Source organism: Pseudomonas mandelii (genome assembly GCF_900106065.1).
Taxonomy (GTDB): Bacteria; Pseudomonadota; Gammaproteobacteria; order Pseudomonadales; family Pseudomonadaceae; genus Aquipseudomonas; species Aquipseudomonas mandelii.
On record NZ_LT629796.1, the window covers coordinates 5194903 to 5211132 of the forward strand.

Genomic DNA, 16230 nt, shown 5'->3' on the forward strand with positions numbered 1-16230 from the left:
TGAGGGCCTCTTCGCGGGCAAGCCTCGCTCCTACAGGGAGAAGTGCCTGGCGCAGAAGCCGTGCACGCTGCAATACCTGTAGGAGCGAGGCTTGCCCGCGAAGACGGCCGCTCAGTCAGCGATGCATTCGCCTGATACACCACCTTCCAACGACTTCTTATTCCTCTGCGTCGAGTCACAACCATGACAAACACTCGCAGCGACTGGGAACAACGCTTCCAGTCCCTCACTATCGAAGGCCGCGCATTCATCGACGGCCAATACCGCCCGGCACTCAGCGGCGACACCTTTGAATGCATGAGCCCGGTCGACGGTCGCTTCCTCACCAACGTCGCCAGCACCGACGAAGCCGATGCCAACGAAGCCGTGGCCGTCGCGCGCCGTACCTTCGAATCCGGTATCTGGGCCAACCTTGCCCCGGCCGAGCGCAAGCGCATCCTGATCCGCTTCGCCGATCTGATCCTGGCCAACCAGGAAGAACTCGCCCTGCTCGAAACCCTCGACATGGGCAAGCCGATCAACGACTCGATGAACATCGACATCCCGGCGACCGCCAACGCGATCCGCTGGAGCGCCGAAGCCATCGACAAAATCTACGACGAAGTCGCCGCCACGCCGCATGATCAACTGGGCCTCATCACCCGCGAGCCAGCGGGCGTGGTCGCCGCCATCGTGCCGTGGAACTTCCCGTTGATCATGGCTAGCTGGAAGTTCGCCCCGGCGCTCGCGGCCGGCAACTCGTTCATCCTCAAGCCTTCGGAAAAGTCGCCACTGACCGCCATCCGCATCGCTCAGTTGGCGCTGGATGCTGGCATCCCCAAAGGCGTGTTCAACGTCCTGCCGGGTTACGGTCATACCGTCGGCAAGGCGCTGGCGTTGCACATGGACGTCGACGTGCTGGCCTTCACCGGCTCGACCGCGATTGCCAAGCAACTGCTGATCTATTCCGGGCAAAGCAACATGAAACGCGTCTGGCTCGAAGCAGGGGGGAAGAGCCCGAACGTGGTGTTCGCCGACGCGCCGGATTTGCGCGCGGCAGCACAAGCGGCGGCCGGTGCCATTGCCTTCAACCAGGGCGAAGTCTGCACCGCCGGCTCGCGCTTGCTGGTGGAGCGTTCGATTCGCGAGCAGTTCATTCCGCTGCTGGTGGAAGCGCTGCAAGCCTGGAAACCGGGGCACGCACTCGATCCGGAAACCACCGTCGGTGCGGTCGTCGATCAGCGTCAACTGGACAACGTGTTGCGCTACATCCAGGTCGGCAAAGACCAGGGCGCGCAACTGATCGCGGGCGGCCGTCGCACCCTCGAAGCCACCGGTGGCCTGTACGTGGAGCCGGCGATTTTCGACGGCGTGACCAACGCCATGACCATTGCCCGGGAAGAAATCTTCGGCCCGGTGCTGTCGCTGATCACCTTCGACACCGCTGAAGAAGCCCTGGCGATTGCCAACGACAGCATCTTCGGCCTGGCCGCCGGCGTATGGACCAGCAACCTCAGCAAGGCCCACACCTTCGCCCGTGGCTTGCGCGCCGGCAGTGTCTGGGTCAACCAGTACGACGGCGGCGACATGACCGCGCCGTTCGGCGGGTACAAGCAGTCGGGTAACGGTCGGGACAAATCGCTGCACGCGTTCGACAAATACACCGAACTCAAAGCGACCTGGATCAAGCTCTAATACTTCTACAACGGCGGCCGCCGGCTTGTGTCGGCGACCATCGGAGAAACCTATGAAACAGACTCATGTAAATAGCTACTACGCCGCAACCCGCAACTTCACCGGCGACTTCCCCGTCCTGGAACAAGCTGTGGACTGCGACGTCTGCATCATTGGCGCCGGCTACACCGGTCTGTCCTCGGCCCTGTTCCTCTGCGAAGCGGGCTACAGCGTGACCGTGCTCGAAGCCGCCAAAGTCGGTTTCGGCGCCAGCGGTCGCAATGGCGGCCAACTGGTCAACTCCTACAGCCGCGACGTTGATGTCATCGAAGAACGCTACGGCGACAAAACCGCCGAAGTCCTCGGCAGCATGATCTTCGAAGGCGCCGACATCATTCGTCAGCGCATACAGCACTACGACATCCAGTGCGACTACAAGCCGGGCGGCATCTTCGCTGCGCTGAACAAAAAGCAGCTCAAAGGCCTGGCCGAGCAGAAAAGCAGCTGGGAGCGTTACGGCAACAAAAACCTGACCATGCTCGACGCGACCGACATCAAGCGCGAAGTCGGTTGCGACAACTACGTCGGCGGCTTGCTCGACATGCAGGGCGGCCACATCCACCCGCTGAACCTGGCCCTCGGCGAAGCCTCGGCCATCATCGGCCTGGGCGGCAAAATCTACGAGCAATCGGCGGCCGTGGAAATCACCTACGGCGAACCGATCACCGTGCGCACCGCCAAAGGCGTCGTACGCGCCAAGTACCTGCTGATCGCCGGTAACGCCTACCTGCCACAAGACCTCGACAACCGCGTCACGCGCAAAAGCATGCCGTGCGGTTCGCAAATCGTCGTCACTGAACCGTTGTCGGAAAAGGTGGCGCGCAGCCTGATCAAAAACAACTACTGCGTCGAAGACTGCAATTACTTGCTGGACTACTACCGCCTCACCGCCGACAACCGCCTGCTGTACGGTGGCGGGGTGGTCTACGGTGCCCGCGAACCGGACGACATTGAGCAACTGATCAAGCCGAAAATCCTCAAGACCTTCCCACAGCTGAAGGACGTGAAGATCGACTACCGCTGGACCGGCAACTTCCTGCTGACCATGTCCCGCATGCCGCAATTCGGTCGCATCGAGAAAAACGCCTACTACATGCAAGGCTACAGCGGCCACGGCGTCACCTGCTCGCACCTGGCCGGCAAACTGATCTCGGAAATGATCCGCGGCGACGCCGAACGCTTCGACGCGTTCGCCTCGCTCCCGCACATGCCGATGCTCGGCGGCCGCACCTTCCAGGCGCCACTCACTGCCATGGGCGCCGCGTATTACGCGCTGCGTGATCGGTTCGGGATCTAAGCCCAACGCAATCCCTGTAGGCGCCAAGCTTGCTGGCGAAGACGGCGGCACAGTCAACATCGACGTCGCCAGACACACCGCCATCGCGAGCAGGCTCACTCCTACAGGAGATCTGTGGCGTGCACAGAATGTGTGTACGCCCGGCCCAAACTGTAGGAGTGAGCCTGCTCGCGATGGCGTCAGATCAGCCACCATCAATGTCGCCTGACACCCCCAGAACCCACATCGCCAAACGGTCTGACATGAGCACCCTCAGCTTTTTCACTAACCAGTTATCGAACCTGCTGAGCAACACCACCAAACGTGATTTAATACCCGCCTTTCACATTTCCGGGACAGGGAAGCGGTACTTTCGCGGCCAAAAGTCGCCCGCCATCCACCCCCATAACCCTTAAGTATTTCTCGCATAAGGCTGTCATGGACACGGGCTCACGACTCAAATTAGTACGCGAAAGCTACAAACTGTCCCAGCGCGAGCTGGCCCGACGTAGCGGCGTCACCAATGCCACCATCTCCCTGATCGAACAGAATCGCGTCAGTCCCTCCGTCAGCTCCCTGAAAAAACTGCTCGAAGGCATTCCCATGTCCTTGGCGGATTTCTTCACCTTCGACCAACCGCCGCGTGAGCATCAATACGTATTCCGCGCCAATGAACAGCCGGATCTTGGGCGTCATGGGTTGCGGCTGCTGTTGATTGGCGCTTCGGTGCCGAGTCGGCAGATGCGCCTTTTGCGCGAGCAATACGCGCCTGGCGCGAGTTCGGGGGAAGAGCCGATTGTGCACTCGGAAGGCGAGGAGTGCGGGCTGGTTACGCGGGGGACGGTTGAGTTGACGGTTGATGGTCAGATCAGCGTGCTCAACGCTGGCGACGGCTATTACTTCCCGACGACGTTGCCTCACAAGTTTCGCAATATTGGCCAGGATGAAGCGGAAATCATCAGCGCTAACACCCCGGCCAACTTCTGATATCAAAACGGACGCCATCCTTTAGCAGCTGCCGAAGGCTGCGTCCGCGGCCAACAGCCATGCCCAATGGACGCACCTGCTACAGGGTTTGATCAAAGCAAATGGACTTCACCTCATGACCACGCCCCGCATCCGAGCCCTCGCACTCTGCATCTTCCATCACGATGGCAGGATACTGGTCAACGAAGCACTCGACCCCGTTACTGGAAAGCCCTTCTTGCGCCCAATCGGTGGCGGAATCGAGTTCGGCGAAACCAGCGCCCAAGCCGTACTACGTGAAGTCGATGAAGAACTTGGCTTATCCATTACCGATGTTCGCCTGTTGGGCACACTCGAAAACATCTTCACCTATGCCGGCACGCCCGGGCACGAAATCGTGCAGGTCTACGATGCGAAATTCGTGGATGCCAGCGTCTATGAACTGCTCCACTTGGATGCTCAAGAAAGCGATGGCGCTGCCTTTGTAGCGAAGTGGCTGGCGCTCGACAGTATTACTGGCGAAACGCCGTTGGTGCCTGCTGGGCTATACGAGTTGCTGAAGAAGGTTGTGCTGCCGGACGGATGCTCGGTCATTAGCAATAGCGCTGTTTAACTTATTGATCGCCAAGGATGCGATCACCTTTCAAGGAGCGAAAATGACATTGACTGCCGAAGCGTTGGTCAGCATCGCGATGACCAATCCAGTAAACGCGGAAATCGGATCTATTTGATGCATAGATCTGGTACTTTTTTTGATGTCTCCCAGTCAGGTGTAAGCCAGCAATCGTCCGCAGAGCACCACGCTGATCCATAACATAATCGAAAATATCGCCTGGATTTTTGCTATTCCTGGCGCCGCGGCGTCGGTGTTCCATCGGGCTACTGACCGAAAGACACCCACATGAAAAAGAGCCGCGTTGAGGCCCGCAATACCGATCAAGCACAGCTTCAGAATAAAAACGCTGTTAGATGCGAAGTCGTGCGGATGGGCTGAAAACATCATCAGCCCCGCCGGGACGATCAACAGCAGGGCCGCGACTCCCCACCTCAGCAGGTGGCGGGCCAGTGCCGTCACCGGAAGATCTCTCGACAGCCCGAGAACCCGCAGATCGAACATGACGACCGAGCCGACAAGCACCACGAAGCCAATGATGTGAACCACCTCGACGATCGGATACAGCCATAACTCGCTTCGCATGGCCAACCCGAGTGGCGAGTCACCCACATCGTCCAGCCAGCCGTCCAGACCCGATCCACCGCGGGTGCCAGTTGTCTGCATCAACGTAACTCAGTGGTTTTGTTGTCGACCGTGATGCGTTCTGCGCGCAGTTCATCGGGGTTGTTGCGATTCTGATAGCCCACCACCGTAGCCCGTTTTCCGACACTCAGCATTTCCCTGGAAAGCCCCCGGTTTTCCATGCGCGATGGCGGCGCAAGCACGACACTCCAGGTCTTGTCGTCGGTCTTCAGGCGAATGAACCCGTGCGGGTGGGAATAACCGGACTCCTCGATCGTTCCGTTCAACTGCAAGGGTTTGCTCGAGTCATACTCACTCCAGCCGTGATGAGCGAACACCGTCGATGCCACCAGTAACGTTGAGAACCCAAGAGCCCCAAGCAAGCGCTTCATGATGCAATCTCCTGTTACGGATCATTGATGACCGTCGACCTGTTCTGATCGGGAACAGGTCAATCCAGAGAGTCTTAAAAATAGTACAGATTCTTGATGAGGGGAGGCCGGGACGGCTTCGCCGTCCAGCGGGAGCAAGCTCCCTCGCCACGGAGGGTGGTTTCTAGGTAAAAGGGGACGTAGGTGGAAAAGGTGACAGATCTATTTAAATAAAAGACCTGTCACCTTTATCACGCGGCTGTCGCTGTGCCGTTCAGCTAAGGCGCCATGGATTTGCACTGATTGCGCAGACCGTCGTCCTTGATGTTCTGGCAACCTCCGGAGCCTTGCTGGGCCTTGCAGTAATTGCGCTGGTCATTGTCGCGAATGTTTCCACAGTCACTCGTACCTTCTGTTTGCGCTTTGCAGGCATTGCGCATGTCGTCGTTCTTGATGTTTTGGCACCCTCCCGAACCCTGCTTGGCTTTGCAATAGTTGCGCTGGTCATTGTCGCGAATGTTTCCACAATCACTCGTACCCTCCGTTTCCGCTTTGCAGGCGTTGCGCTGGTCGTCGTTCTTAATATTCTGACAACCGCCTCGGCCCTCACGCGCCTTGCAATAGTTACGCTGGTCATCGTTGCTGATGTTTTCGCAACTGGCGTAAACGTAGCTGCTGAACATCAGCATCACTGCGAGTATTAGTCTCATTGCACACTTCCTTGATTGCCCGGGAGCCGCATGGCGCGGAGTGGCCCAGGATGAATGGGGACTCGGATGAGCCGTGCTCTCAGTGATTCAAGGCATTACATTGGTTGCGCAGGTCGCTGTTTCTGATACCCGCACAGCTTCCGTTACCTGCTTTGGCATTACAGTAGTAGCGCTGGTCACTGTCATTGATGCCCGCACAACTGCCGTTGCCGGTCTCCGCATTACAAGCATTACGCAAATCTGAGTTATTGATCCCCGCACAGCTTCCGTTACCTGCTTTGGCATTACAGTAGTAACGCTGGTCACTGTCGCTGATGGCGGCACAACTGCCGCTGAAGTTGCCGCTGCCGTTGCCATTGCCATTGCCATTACCTCTGACGTTGACGCTGCCGTTGCCTCTGACGTTGCCGGTCTCCGCATAACAAGCAATGCGCAAACCTGAGTTACGGATACCCGCACAGCTCCCGCCACCTGCTCTAGCATTACAGTAGTAGCGCTGGTCACTGTCACTGATGCTGGCACAACTGGCGTGGGCATACCCGCTAAGCATCAAAAGCGCTGCAATAATCAGTCTCATCACACACGTCCATGGTTTTCCAGGAAACAGCCTGGCGCTGGTTGGCCCACTGATTGATGTTGTGGTGCGCCATCATATCGACATCATCTGGTTAAAAAGTTCCAAGACAGAAAAAGAGAGTGTGAGGAGCGAAATATGTACAAGGGAACGCATTTATTTTCCCCATCAAAATTGACAACCCCGTTCATCCAAAACACTATCGACCCATGATCTACATTTCCCGCATGAACATGATGTGTTCCTCCATGACCGCCGCTGGCGGGCCGTGAGGTCACGCGTTCATCAGATTTGACGTAGTTACCCAAGGCCCCGCCAGAGATGGACGGGGCTTTTTAGTTCTCCGTCCACCGATGGCTCAAGGAGAATGAAATGTTTGAGATCAGACGCGCCGAACCAAGCGATGCCCAGACCGCATTCGATATCCGCCTTCAAGCGATACGGCACCAATGCATCGGCGCTTATACCGCAGAACAAATGCTCGCCTGGACCGTCGGAGCCGCCAAAGATGGGTATGGCGACTTAATGGAAAAGCACTTTTACCTGGGCTGCATTCAAGGTGAACCAGTGGCGACAGGGATGCTTGATCTGGACAACAGCGAAATCGGCGCGATCTTTGTGCTGCCGGGTTTCATGCAACAAGGCATCGGCTTGAAGATGCTCAGCCATCTGGAATGCCTGGCGCGGGAGTTGGGCCTGAAGGCGGTCAATCTGGACGCTACGTTGAACGCGACTGATTTTTACCGGCGCTGCGGTTTCGTGGGTGACGAACCTGCTGTTTACCATGCGCCTTCAGGGCTTCAGTTGGCGTGTGTGCCTATGGCGAAGAGGCTTTAGCCTTGATCGGGGAAGGCGGGCAGGGGTAAATACAGGTCATGAAAAACCCGCAGTGATGCGGGTAATTTGTGGCTGAAATCGGTTGTGGCTTCTACTTGGTTCACTCGATGAACTGTTTGATCATCGCTTCAATGAATCACACTGGTTACGCAGGTCGCTGTTGCTGATATTCGCACAGCTCCCGTTCCCTATTTTGGCATTACAGTAGTTGCGCTGGTCGCTGTCATTGATGTTGGCGCAACTGCCGCTGCCGCTGCCGCTGCCGGTCTCCGCGTTGCAGGCATTGCGCAAATCCGAGTTGTTGATATTCGCACAGCCCCCATTGCCTATTTTGGCATTACAGTAGTTGCGCTGGTCACTGTCATTGATGTTGGCGCAACTGCCGCTGCCGCTGCCGCTGCCGGTCTCCGCGTTGCAGGCATTGCGCAAATCCGAGTTGTTGATACTCGCACAACTCCCGTTACCTGATTTGGCATTACAGTAGTTGCGCTGGTCACTGTCGCTGATGTTGGCACAACCCGCGTAGGCATACCCGCTAAGCATCAAAAACACAGCAAGGATCAGTCTCATCACATACGTCCATGGTTTTATCAGGAATCAGCCTGACTCTGGTAGCCCCACTGACAAGATGTCGTGGTGCGCCATCATATCGACATCATTTTGTAGTAAAGTTCCAGGCAGAAAAGGCAAGAAAAAGGTGACAGGAAAAGGTGATAGAACTATTTGAGTAAATAGTCCTGTCGCCATTTTCCAATAATGGAGAGGCAAGGATGACTGGACAGGTTTTGAAGTCGAAGTTGGTCAATTTTCTGGTGGCCGATGCCGAGGTGAATTACGGCAACGTGGACGATTTGTATTCCATGGCCGAGGCAGGGGATGTGGACGCGTTGGGCGATGTGCTGGAGGCCTTCAAGGAAGCATACGGAGGACTTTGGGTTGGCGGGAAGATGGAGCTGACGCAAAAAATGGTTCGTTTGAGTGCCAATGCCATGAACCGTCTTGTTCAGGACGGGACGCTGGATATTGAGCTCCCACTGGCATTCATCCGAAAGGTCACTATTGAAGGCGGGTTCATGACGAAGATCATCCGTCTGGATACCGGCGCTGGCAGCGTTAAATTCCGGTGTTTTGGTGCGAAGGATGTCGCGGCGCTGATAGAGAAGACAATTCACTCGCCAACTCGACAGGCCTGAACAACACAAAAAACCCGCAACTCAGTGCGGGTTTTTTTACGACTCAACTTTGATCACTGACTCTTGGGTGCATCAAACCCGCGCTGCTCAATCACCCGAAACACATCGCTCACATCCTGGACCATGATCCGGGCGATGTTGGTGACGGTGTTGATGTCGTGTTCGGCATAGTCGGGGAGGCTGGTGCAGGCCATGAGGTTGAGGTATTTGAGGACGGCGTTGAGGCGTTCGCTGAGGCAGTTGTGGAGTTCGCGCAGTGGGGCGTCGTAGTCGATGAGCAGGACGGGGTAGTCAGTAGCGAGTTGAGACATGGGGGTGAAGCGGCGGGGCGGATTGTTTGTTGGCATTGGATAAGATTCTTTATTAAAGGAATGAACCGCCACCTTTTTTGCTGCGAAACAAAATGGGTGGCAACTGTGCGCGGGTTCGCAGACCAGGAAGAATCAAACCCGGCAGACTCGAAAGTCTCCCACGCACAGCCGCCATAAACTGCGACACAGGCGAAGCTCGCCTGGGTGTCTTATGACGGTGCCGGCTGATTCTATTCTGTAGGGCTGCGAAACCCAATCGCTAACTTTGGTCAGCGACGGGTCGAATATAGGCGGCGATTTTGGTGCCTGCAAACGGGTGTGTAGGACCAAAATCGTTACTTTGTGGCTGATGGCGGATCCTGCATTCAGCTGAATAACAGTCGGGAAATCAGAACGTGTTTAATGCCAGCTGAACCGTGCGTGCCGGATTTGCAGCAGCTGTGCAGCCGAACGCAGGCTTCGCCAGCTGCTACGGGATGTGGGCATGTTTAAAATGTTGTCGGATTTTTGGGCTGCTTCGCCGCCCAGCGGGAGCAAGCTCCCTCGCCACAGGGGGCGGTTTCCTACGTGAAATTCGGACGTCAAGATTCGACGATTGTCAGGGTGAAGTCCTGGTGAGCAGTGGAGTCAGGCCGATGCCCCCTCTTGAAAATAATTCCAGTGTCCACCGCCGTCTAAAAAATGTACGTTGATGTACATTTTATGTACGCCTTGCACGCAGCCGCGTACAGTTGCCGGGACATCAGATATCAAAGAGGAAGCCAAAATGCCGCAGGCAGGAAAGACGCGAATCAAGGCGCAAGAAGCGGGTTGGCGTGGCTCCGTCAATGGCTGGCTGGACGCGGCTTACGATGCGCTGAAGGAATCCGGTGTGGACGCCGTGCGGGTGATGCCGTTAGCCAAGCGGCTGAATTTGTCGCGCACCAGTTTCTACTGGTTTTATGAAGACCGGGAGCAGTTGCTCGCGGCGCTGCTGGCGCGGTGGCGGGACAAGAACACCGGCGGCCTGATTGGCCAGTGCGAGAGTTATTCAGAAAGTATTTCCGAAGCGATCCTCAACGTTTTCGAATGCTGGTTAAACCCTGATTTGTTTGACTCGCAGTTTGAATTTGCCGTGCGCAGCTGGGCGCTGCAATCGGCTGAGGTGTCCGCCGAAATCGCGCTGGCTGATGAAGCGCGAATCAATGCCCTGGCCGCGATGTTCCGACGGTTCGGTTATGAGGTTGCGGCCGCCGACGCTCGGGCCAGAACGATCTATCTCACCCAGATCGGCTACATCTCCATGAAAACCACTGAGGATATCGTCGTACGTTTCCGGCGAATCCCTGAGTACGTCACCGTATTTACCGGCAAAGCACCGAAGCGGCGCGAGCTCGACCGGTTTTATGGGAAATTCGGCTACGCAGAAAAAGAGCCGGGGGTTTTCGTGTCACGGGTCGACAGCTTTGAGGAGGCCACCCCCGATGCAGAATAGAACCCTGGGCATCATCGGTGGCACCGGCTGGCTGGGCCGCGCGATTGCGCAGGCGCTGCTCGATACCGGCTTTATCCGTCCTGATCGTTTGCTGGTCTCGAACCGATCCGGCACCCACACGTTCGAACCACCGGTGCGGCTGCTGGCTGACAACCAGCAGCTGGTGGATCTCAGCGATATCGTTGTGCTGTCGATCCGGCCAGAACAATTTCGCCAACTCCAGATAAACGCCAGGGGCAAGCTCGTGATTTCCCTGATGGCCGGGGTCCCGGCGACGGCTATTCGCGCGGCAACGGGCGCCGAAGTGGTGGTACGTGCGATGCCGAATGCGGCGGTGGAAATCAGGCAATCGTTCACGCCTTGGTGCTGTCCTGCCAGCCTGTGCGAGCAGGACCGAGCGCTGGTGCAACGGTTGTTCGAATGCGTGGGCACGGCGGATGAAGTGCCGGATGAGGACTGTATCGATTACCTCAGCGCGCTGTCCGGCACCGGGCCTGCCTTGGCGGCGATGTTGCATCAGGCGTTGATGAATCAGGCGGTGGCGGCGGGCATCCCGGCCGCCATCGCACAACGAGCCGCACAAGGTGTGGTGGTGGGCGGCGGTCAATTACTCGCCAGCCACGATCCCCGGCAAATGATTGAAAACTTGATGGCTTATCGCGGGGTGACGGCGGCCGTGCTGCAGTCGATGGCTGATCAGGGCATCGAAGCCATGGTGGGGCGTGCCGTGCAGGAAGGCGCGCAAGTGGCCCGGCGAGGCATGTAGTCGATCGGTCCGTGCCCACACTTTGCGCCCGAAGCGCCTCCTTCCGCTCAGGGAAGGAGGCTGTCGAGTCAAATATCTTTCACCAGTCGCAACGCGTCATAGATCGCCGCGTGGGTATTTCGAGCGGACACCGCATCACCAATCCTGAACAACTGGAAACGCCCTTGCGGGTTGGTGACGATGTGCTGTGCGTTGCCCGCGATGAGGTCGTGCTGTTCGACTGCGCCTTCATTGCTCGAATGAGGACGAAGGTCGAAATACAGGTCATCCAGGGGGATCGTGCCGTGGTTGACGACGACCTGATCGACCACGCGTTGCTTGTGGACCTTTCCGTAATCGCTGCCGAACGTCGCAATGAGCCTGCCATCGCGCTTCTCGACTGACTCGACCCGATAGGTGACGGTGAAGGTGACGGCCAGGTCCTGCAGGCTGCGCATGTAGGGCACCAGGTTCATCGCCATGACTTCGGGTGCAAAAGACCGGTCTGGGGTGACTATCTCGACGGTCGCACCGCTTTGCGCGATGACTTCGGCCGCCTGCAGGGCGGCGTGGTCGCCGGCATCATCGAAGATCAGGACATTGTGGCCAGGCTTTACATCGCCGGAGATGATGTCCCAGGTCGAGACCACCAGGTCATTGCCCTGCGACAGCACCTCGGTATGGGGCAGGCCGCCGGTGGCAACGATTACCACGTCCGGTTCATGGGCCAATACCGTGTCGGCCTCGGCCCAGGTGTTGAAGTGGAATTTGACGCCCAGGCGCTCGCACTGGCTCATCCGCCAATCGATGATGCCGATCATTTCGCGTCGGCGCTCGCTCAGCGCCGTCAGCCGGATTTGGCCGCCAGGGCGGTCGGCCGCTTCCAGCACGGTGACATCGTGGCCGCGCTCGCCGGCCACGCGCGCCGCCTCCAGACCTGCGGGGCCGCTACCGATGACCAGGACCTTGCGCTTCACCGCCGCTTTGGGAATGTCATGGGGCATCGTGGTTTCCCGGCCGGTCGCCGGGTTGTGGATGCAATAGGCGGCGCCACCCTGATAGATCCGGTCCAGGCAGTAATTCGCACCCACGCACGGGCGGATATCCTCTTCACGCTTCTCGATGATTTTGCGCACGATGTGCGGGTCGGTCATGTGCGCGCGGGTCATGCCCACCATGTCCACCTTGCCTGATGCAATGGCGTAACGCGCAGTGGCAACGTCGGGAATCTTCGCGGCGTGGAAGGTCGGAAAACCCGTGGCGGAGCGAATCTCGCCGGCGAAGTCCAGGTGCGGGGAATTGCGCATGCCCTGGATCGGGATGACGTCGGTCAGGCCCGCGTCGGTGTCGATGTGGCCGCGCACGACGTTCAGGAAGTCCACCAGCCCGCTGTCCTTGAGCATGTGTGAGACCTGCATGCCCTCGCTGGCATTGAAGCCGCCCGGCAGTTGTTCATCACCCGTATAGCGCACACCCAGCAGGAAATCTTCCCCGACCCGCTGGCGGATGCCCCTGAGGATGTCGAACGTAAAGCGCATTCGGTTTTCCAGCGAACCGCCGTAAGGGCCTTCGAGGTCATTGGTCAGCGGTGACCAGAACTGATCCATCAGGTGCCCGTAAGCCTGTAATTCCAGGCCATCAAGACCGGCGGCCTTCATGCGCTCGGCGGCATCCACGTAGTCCTTGATGATCCGCTCGATGTCCCAGTCTTCCATCTTCTTCGGGAAGGACCGGTGCGAAGCCTCGCGTCGGTGCGAGGGCGATACCACGGGCAACCAGTCGGCTTTGTCCCAGCGGGTACGGCGGCCCAGGTGTGTCAGCTGGATCATCACGGCCGCGCCGTGTTCATGGCATTCGTCGGTCAGGTCCTTCATCCATTTGACCACTTCGTCCTTGTAGGCGAGCACGTTGTTGAACACCGGAGGGCTGTCTCGGGACACGGCTGCGGAGCCGGCGGTCATGGTCAGGGCCACGCCGGCTTTGGCGCGTTCGACATGGTAAGCGCGATACAACGCCTGCGGCATGCCATCGACCGGGTAGGCCGGTTCGTGCGCGGTGGTCATGATCCGGTTTTTCAGGGTCAGGTGCTTGATCTTGTAGGGTTGCAGCAAGGGATCGCTGGACATCGTGGTGCGCTCCGTAGTGGGGCTTTATCGGGCTTGGCGAGTTGAAATTAGGATAACTGTACACCTGTGTCAATCATCGTTGACACAGGTGTACATTTTTCTTGCGCGCCGCAAAACTCGTCGATAAGATCAAGCTCGAAAGGGTGCAGAGACCCCGTCGTCAGTGTTCTGGATGGATGACATGCATGGGATTGCGAGGGGCAGAAGAAGAGGGCTGCGCTGCCCGGGCTTAAAGCAGCGAAGACTGCACTGTTCACGACCGTAAGGCCGTTCAAATGAAGACAACCTGCCTATCCCACATCAATAGGAAGACGCCTGATGAACGCTCGTTCGCCGTATCGAAAAAAAGCCTGTGCCTGCCTTTTCGGCTTTGCGCTTGGAGCAAGTGCAGCACTGGCACAGGCTGCTGAACCCGAGCCCGTGCGCATTGGCTGGGTCAATTGGTCCGACACCGAAATCACCGTCAAACTGGCCAGCACCGCGTTGCAGGAACATCTCAAGCAACCGGTCAAACTGGTGATGGCCGACATTGGCATTCAATTCCAGGCGCTGGCCAACGGTAATATCGACCTGATCCCGATGGTGTGGCTACCGAGTACCCACAAGGCGTTTTACGACAAGTACAAGGACCGGCTGGAAGACCTCGGCGTGCTGTATGAAGGGCGGATCGGCATGGCCGTGCCCACCTCGGTGCCCATCAGTGAAGTGGCGAGCGTCGAGGATCTGAACAAACCGCAGGTCCGGGAAAAACTCGACGGCAAGATCCTCACCTCTGAAGTCGGCAATGGCCAATACAAGCTCACGGTCAAGGCCATGGAAGAATACAAGCTCGACGGGTACAAGCTGGTGGCCTCCTCGGAAACCGGCATGCTCAATGAGCTGGACCGCAACCTCAAACGTGACAAATGGTCCCTGGTCAATGCCTGGAGCCCACACTGGATGTTCTCCAAGTGGTCACTGCGTTACCTGGATGATCCCAAGCATATCTTTGGTGGCGCCGAGCAGATTCACGCCATGGCGCGCAAAGGTTTCAGCCAGCAGTACCCGGAAGTGGCGTATTTCTTCGCTCATTACTCGATCCCCCTGGCGGACCTGGAAGCGCTGATGATGCAGGCACGCCAAACCTCCTCTGACCAGGCCGTGGCCGCTTATTACGCGGCCAACAAACCGCGTTTCGAAGCGATGTTCGAGCAAGGCGGGCAGCGAGTCAGCACGCGACAGCCTTGAACACCTGGAAACACACAAGGCCGCGAAGGCGGCCTTGTTTTCATTCTCACTGCTTACACAACCGCCACCTCGTCAATGCCGCTCTTCGATCTCGACAACGGTCATGCTCCACTCCTGCCAATTCATAGAAGGCAGCGTGTCTGACTGTCCCATGAAGCTGACAAGATAACGGGCGATGAGGTCATCATCGCCCGTTTTCTTTATGCCTGGCGCGCTGCCATGGCCGAGTAGCTGTTCATCAGGTTGCGATAGTTCGGAATGCGCTGGGACAGCAAGTTGCCCAGGCCTTCGATGTCGTTGCGCCAGTCGCCCTGCAACTCGCAGGCGACCGAGAACCAGTTCATCATTTGCGCACCGGCTTGCGTCATGCGGTTCCACGCCGCCTGTTGCACGGTGGTGTTGAAGGTGCCGGAAGAATCCGTGACCACGAACACTTCAAACCCTTCAGCCAGGGCCGACAGCGTCGGGAAGGTCACGCACACATCGGTCACGACACCGGCAATGATCAGTTGTTTGCGGCCGGTCGCCTTGATCGCCTTGACGAAGTCTTCGTTGTCCCAGGCGTTGATCTGGCCAGGACGGGCAATGTAGGGCGCGTCCGGAAACATTTCCTTGAGCTCCGGGACCAGCGGACCATTGGGGCCTTGTTCGAAACTGGTGGTCAGGATGGTCGGCAGTTCGAAGAACTTGGCCACGTCAGCCAGAGCCAGCACATTGTTCTTGAACTCGTTCGGCGAGAAGTCCTGCACCAGGGAGATCAGACCGGTCTGGTGGTCGATCATCAGGACTACGGCGTCGTCTTTGTTCAGGCGGTTGTATGTGGCGTTGCTCATGATGAAATCCTTTCTCTGTAGGGGTAAGTGGCTTCGTTCAACATGGGCTCAGATTAATGATCTACAGGAAAGGGAAAAAGAGGGTGAAAACGGTTTGACTGTCAACTCGGATGGGACAATCGAGGCCCACTCCCGCGAAAGCGGACATTCACCGCAGCCCCATTCAGGCAAACGCATCCTCGATAAAGGCCTCCAACGCCTTGTCTTCCAATATCTCGATGGAGAAGTGCCCGAAGCGCTTGGGCAGCCAGATGATGCGGGTCCCGGACGGAGATTGCAGGTTCGCGCGGGCGAGTGGTTTTCCGTTCTCGTCTTCTGGCTGAACACCCGCGGCGATCAATTCGTCATAGGCCTTCTCGATGTCCGGTGTGGAGTAGCAGTGGCGGTAAATCATGCCTTCGCCCGCGCAATCCAGAAGCGCCTTCAGGTTCCCCGCCAGCGGTTGTACCAGCATGAATCGCTCCGCACCGATCAACGCAATCGCGTAGCGCACGTGCAGACCACCGCGTTCCCAGACAAGCGTTTTAGAGATCCTGGCTTGCAGTATCTGTGCGTAGTAAGCACAGGCTTCTTCGAGGTTCTTGACCAGTACATCGACGTGACTGAACTTCAGCTCCATTGCATTCCTCCGGTTGAA

At 57.8% G+C, this 16230-nt stretch carries 18 protein-coding genes; 9 read left to right on the forward strand and 9 right to left on the reverse strand.

Annotation, left to right across the window (positions count from 1 at the left end; all coding sequences use genetic code 11):
• Positions 1-183 precede the first annotated feature (183 nt).
• The 4 genes from BLU63_RS24205 to BLU63_RS24220 all read left to right on the forward strand — a co-directional run bounded on the left by BLU63_RS24205 (position 184) and on the right by BLU63_RS24220 (position 4568).
• A complete protein-coding gene (locus BLU63_RS24205) occupies positions 184-1674 on the forward strand; it encodes an aldehyde dehydrogenase (RefSeq protein WP_083376437.1) in 1491 nt (496 codons plus the stop codon).
• Positions 1675-1726: 52 nt separating this feature from the next.
• On the forward strand, positions 1727-3010 hold the full coding sequence (locus BLU63_RS24210; protein WP_010455430.1) for an NAD(P)/FAD-dependent oxidoreductase: 1284 nt from the start codon (positions 1727-1729) through the stop codon (positions 3008-3010).
• Between the two features lie 417 nt (positions 3011-3427).
• Entirely contained in the window at positions 3428-3976 is a 549-nt protein-coding gene (locus tag BLU63_RS24215) for a cupin domain-containing protein (protein ID WP_007946335.1), read from the forward strand.
• A gap of 115 nt (positions 3977-4091) precedes the next feature.
• The gene (locus tag BLU63_RS24220; protein ID WP_083376438.1) at positions 4092-4568 is read left to right on the forward strand and encodes an NUDIX hydrolase; all 477 of its coding nucleotides are present in this window, start codon (positions 4092-4094) and stop codon (positions 4566-4568) included.
• A 153-nt stretch (positions 4569-4721) separates the two neighbouring features.
• Here BLU63_RS24220 and BLU63_RS24225 read toward each other — a convergent pair whose 3' ends face one another.
• From BLU63_RS24225 to BLU63_RS24240, 4 genes are all read right to left on the reverse strand, one after another.
• Positions 4722-5234, reverse strand: coding sequence for a DUF6644 family protein (locus tag BLU63_RS24225; RefSeq protein WP_083376439.1), 513 nt, complete (start codon positions 5232-5234; stop codon positions 4722-4724).
• A complete protein-coding gene (locus BLU63_RS24230; RefSeq protein WP_077749504.1) occupies positions 5234-5584 on the reverse strand; it encodes a DUF6152 family protein in 351 nt (116 codons plus the stop codon). The genes BLU63_RS24225 and BLU63_RS24230 overlap by 1 nt, the downstream gene beginning before the upstream one ends.
• Positions 5585-5841: 257 nt before the next feature.
• Positions 5842-6273, reverse strand: coding sequence for a hypothetical protein (locus tag BLU63_RS24235; RefSeq protein ID WP_042932767.1), 432 nt, complete (start codon positions 6271-6273; stop codon positions 5842-5844).
• Positions 6274-6352: 79 nt separating this feature from the next.
• A complete protein-coding gene (locus BLU63_RS24240) occupies positions 6353-6850 on the reverse strand; it encodes a hypothetical protein (RefSeq protein WP_083376440.1) in 498 nt (165 codons plus the stop codon).
• A gap of 369 nt (positions 6851-7219) precedes the next feature.
• Between BLU63_RS24240 and BLU63_RS24245 the strand changes: the two genes are divergently transcribed.
• Positions 7220-7684: a GNAT family N-acetyltransferase gene (locus tag BLU63_RS24245; RefSeq protein WP_010455408.1), complete on the forward strand. Its 465-nt coding sequence runs from the start codon at positions 7220-7222 to the stop codon at positions 7682-7684.
• Positions 7685-7804: 120 nt separating this feature from the next.
• On the opposite strand, the gene BLU63_RS24250 is transcribed toward BLU63_RS24245, so the two are convergent.
• Positions 7805-8254, reverse strand: coding sequence for a hypothetical protein (locus BLU63_RS24250; RefSeq protein ID WP_083376441.1), 450 nt, complete (start codon positions 8252-8254; stop codon positions 7805-7807).
• Positions 8255-8454: 200 nt separating this feature from the next.
• On the opposite strand from BLU63_RS24250, the gene BLU63_RS24255 reads away from it, so the two are divergent.
• Positions 8455-8877: a hypothetical protein gene (locus BLU63_RS24255; RefSeq protein WP_010455404.1), complete on the forward strand. Its 423-nt coding sequence runs from the start codon at positions 8455-8457 to the stop codon at positions 8875-8877.
• A gap of 53 nt (positions 8878-8930) precedes the next feature.
• Here the strand turns inward: BLU63_RS24255 and BLU63_RS24260 are convergent, their stop codons facing one another.
• A complete protein-coding gene (locus BLU63_RS24260; protein ID WP_083376442.1) occupies positions 8931-9224 on the reverse strand; it encodes a fructose-bisphosphate aldolase in 294 nt (97 codons plus the stop codon).
• A gap of 730 nt (positions 9225-9954) precedes the next feature.
• Here BLU63_RS24260 and BLU63_RS24265 point away from each other — a divergent pair.
• Positions 9955-10662: a TetR/AcrR family transcriptional regulator gene (locus tag BLU63_RS24265; RefSeq protein WP_010455399.1), complete on the forward strand. Its 708-nt coding sequence runs from the start codon at positions 9955-9957 to the stop codon at positions 10660-10662.
• Positions 10652-11428, forward strand: a complete 777-nt coding sequence (locus BLU63_RS24270) for a pyrroline-5-carboxylate reductase family protein (protein WP_077749499.1) — start codon at positions 10652-10654, stop codon at positions 11426-11428. The genes BLU63_RS24265 and BLU63_RS24270 overlap by 11 nt, the downstream gene beginning before the upstream one ends.
• Before the next feature lie 68 nt (positions 11429-11496).
• Here BLU63_RS24270 and BLU63_RS24275 read toward each other — a convergent pair whose 3' ends face one another.
• A complete protein-coding gene (locus BLU63_RS24275; RefSeq protein ID WP_083376443.1) occupies positions 11497-13533 on the reverse strand; it encodes an NADH:flavin oxidoreductase in 2037 nt (678 codons plus the stop codon).
• 318 nt (positions 13534-13851) lie between these two features.
• On the opposite strand from BLU63_RS24275, the gene BLU63_RS24280 reads away from it, so the two are divergent.
• Complete coding sequence (locus tag BLU63_RS24280; RefSeq protein WP_083376444.1) at positions 13852-14760, forward strand: glycine betaine ABC transporter substrate-binding protein; 909 nt, start codon at positions 13852-13854, stop codon at positions 14758-14760.
• Between the two features lie 200 nt (positions 14761-14960).
• Here BLU63_RS24280 and ycaC read toward each other — a convergent pair whose 3' ends face one another.
• Entirely contained in the window at positions 14961-15593 is a 633-nt protein-coding gene (ycaC, locus tag BLU63_RS24285) for an isochorismate family cysteine hydrolase YcaC (protein ID WP_077749496.1), read from the reverse strand.
• 163 nt (positions 15594-15756) lie between these two features.
• On the reverse strand, positions 15757-16212 hold the full coding sequence (locus tag BLU63_RS24290) for a VOC family protein (protein ID WP_010455390.1): 456 nt from the start codon (positions 16210-16212) through the stop codon (positions 15757-15759).
• Between the last annotated feature and the right edge of the window lie 18 nt (positions 16213-16230).

What these genes read in the sequence shown, in the direction of transcription:
- BLU63_RS24215 (WP_007946335.1), top strand. Translation starts at nt 3,428, where the DNA reads ATGGACACGGGCTCACGACTCAAATTAGTACGCGAAAGCTACAAACTG.
- BLU63_RS24250 (WP_083376441.1), bottom strand. Translation starts at nt 8,254, where the DNA reads ATGAGACTGATCCTTGCTGTGTTTTTGATGCTTAGCGGGTATGCCTAC.
- BLU63_RS24235 (WP_042932767.1), bottom strand. Translation starts at nt 6,273, where the DNA reads ATGAGACTAATACTCGCAGTGATGCTGATGTTCAGCAGCTACGTTTAC.
- BLU63_RS24230 (WP_077749504.1), bottom strand. Translation starts at nt 5,584, where the DNA reads ATGAAGCGCTTGCTTGGGGCTCTTGGGTTCTCAACGTTACTGGTGGCA.
- BLU63_RS24270 (WP_077749499.1), top strand. Translation starts at nt 10,652, where the DNA reads ATGCAGAATAGAACCCTGGGCATCATCGGTGGCACCGGCTGGCTGGGC.
- BLU63_RS24280 (WP_083376444.1), top strand. Translation starts at nt 13,852, where the DNA reads ATGAACGCTCGTTCGCCGTATCGAAAAAAAGCCTGTGCCTGCCTTTTC.
- BLU63_RS24220 (WP_083376438.1), top strand. Translation starts at nt 4,092, where the DNA reads ATGACCACGCCCCGCATCCGAGCCCTCGCACTCTGCATCTTCCATCAC.
- BLU63_RS24260 (WP_083376442.1), bottom strand. Translation starts at nt 9,224, where the DNA reads ATGCCAACAAACAATCCGCCCCGCCGCTTCACCCCCATGTCTCAACTC.
- ycaC (WP_077749496.1), bottom strand. Translation starts at nt 15,593, where the DNA reads ATGAGCAACGCCACATACAACCGCCTGAACAAAGACGACGCCGTAGTC.
- BLU63_RS24275 (WP_083376443.1), bottom strand. Translation starts at nt 13,533, where the DNA reads ATGTCCAGCGATCCCTTGCTGCAACCCTACAAGATCAAGCACCTGACC.
- BLU63_RS24255 (WP_010455404.1), top strand. Translation starts at nt 8,455, where the DNA reads ATGACTGGACAGGTTTTGAAGTCGAAGTTGGTCAATTTTCTGGTGGCC.
- BLU63_RS24245 (WP_010455408.1), top strand. Translation starts at nt 7,220, where the DNA reads ATGTTTGAGATCAGACGCGCCGAACCAAGCGATGCCCAGACCGCATTC.
- BLU63_RS24290 (WP_010455390.1), bottom strand. Translation starts at nt 16,212, where the DNA reads ATGGAGCTGAAGTTCAGTCACGTCGATGTACTGGTCAAGAACCTCGAA.
- BLU63_RS24225 (WP_083376439.1), bottom strand. Translation starts at nt 5,234, where the DNA reads ATGCAGACAACTGGCACCCGCGGTGGATCGGGTCTGGACGGCTGGCTG.
- BLU63_RS24210 (WP_010455430.1), top strand. Translation starts at nt 1,727, where the DNA reads ATGAAACAGACTCATGTAAATAGCTACTACGCCGCAACCCGCAACTTC.
- BLU63_RS24205 (WP_083376437.1), top strand. Translation starts at nt 184, where the DNA reads ATGACAAACACTCGCAGCGACTGGGAACAACGCTTCCAGTCCCTCACT.
- BLU63_RS24265 (WP_010455399.1), top strand. Translation starts at nt 9,955, where the DNA reads ATGCCGCAGGCAGGAAAGACGCGAATCAAGGCGCAAGAAGCGGGTTGG.
- BLU63_RS24240 (WP_083376440.1), bottom strand. Translation starts at nt 6,850, where the DNA reads ATGAGACTGATTATTGCAGCGCTTTTGATGCTTAGCGGGTATGCCCAC.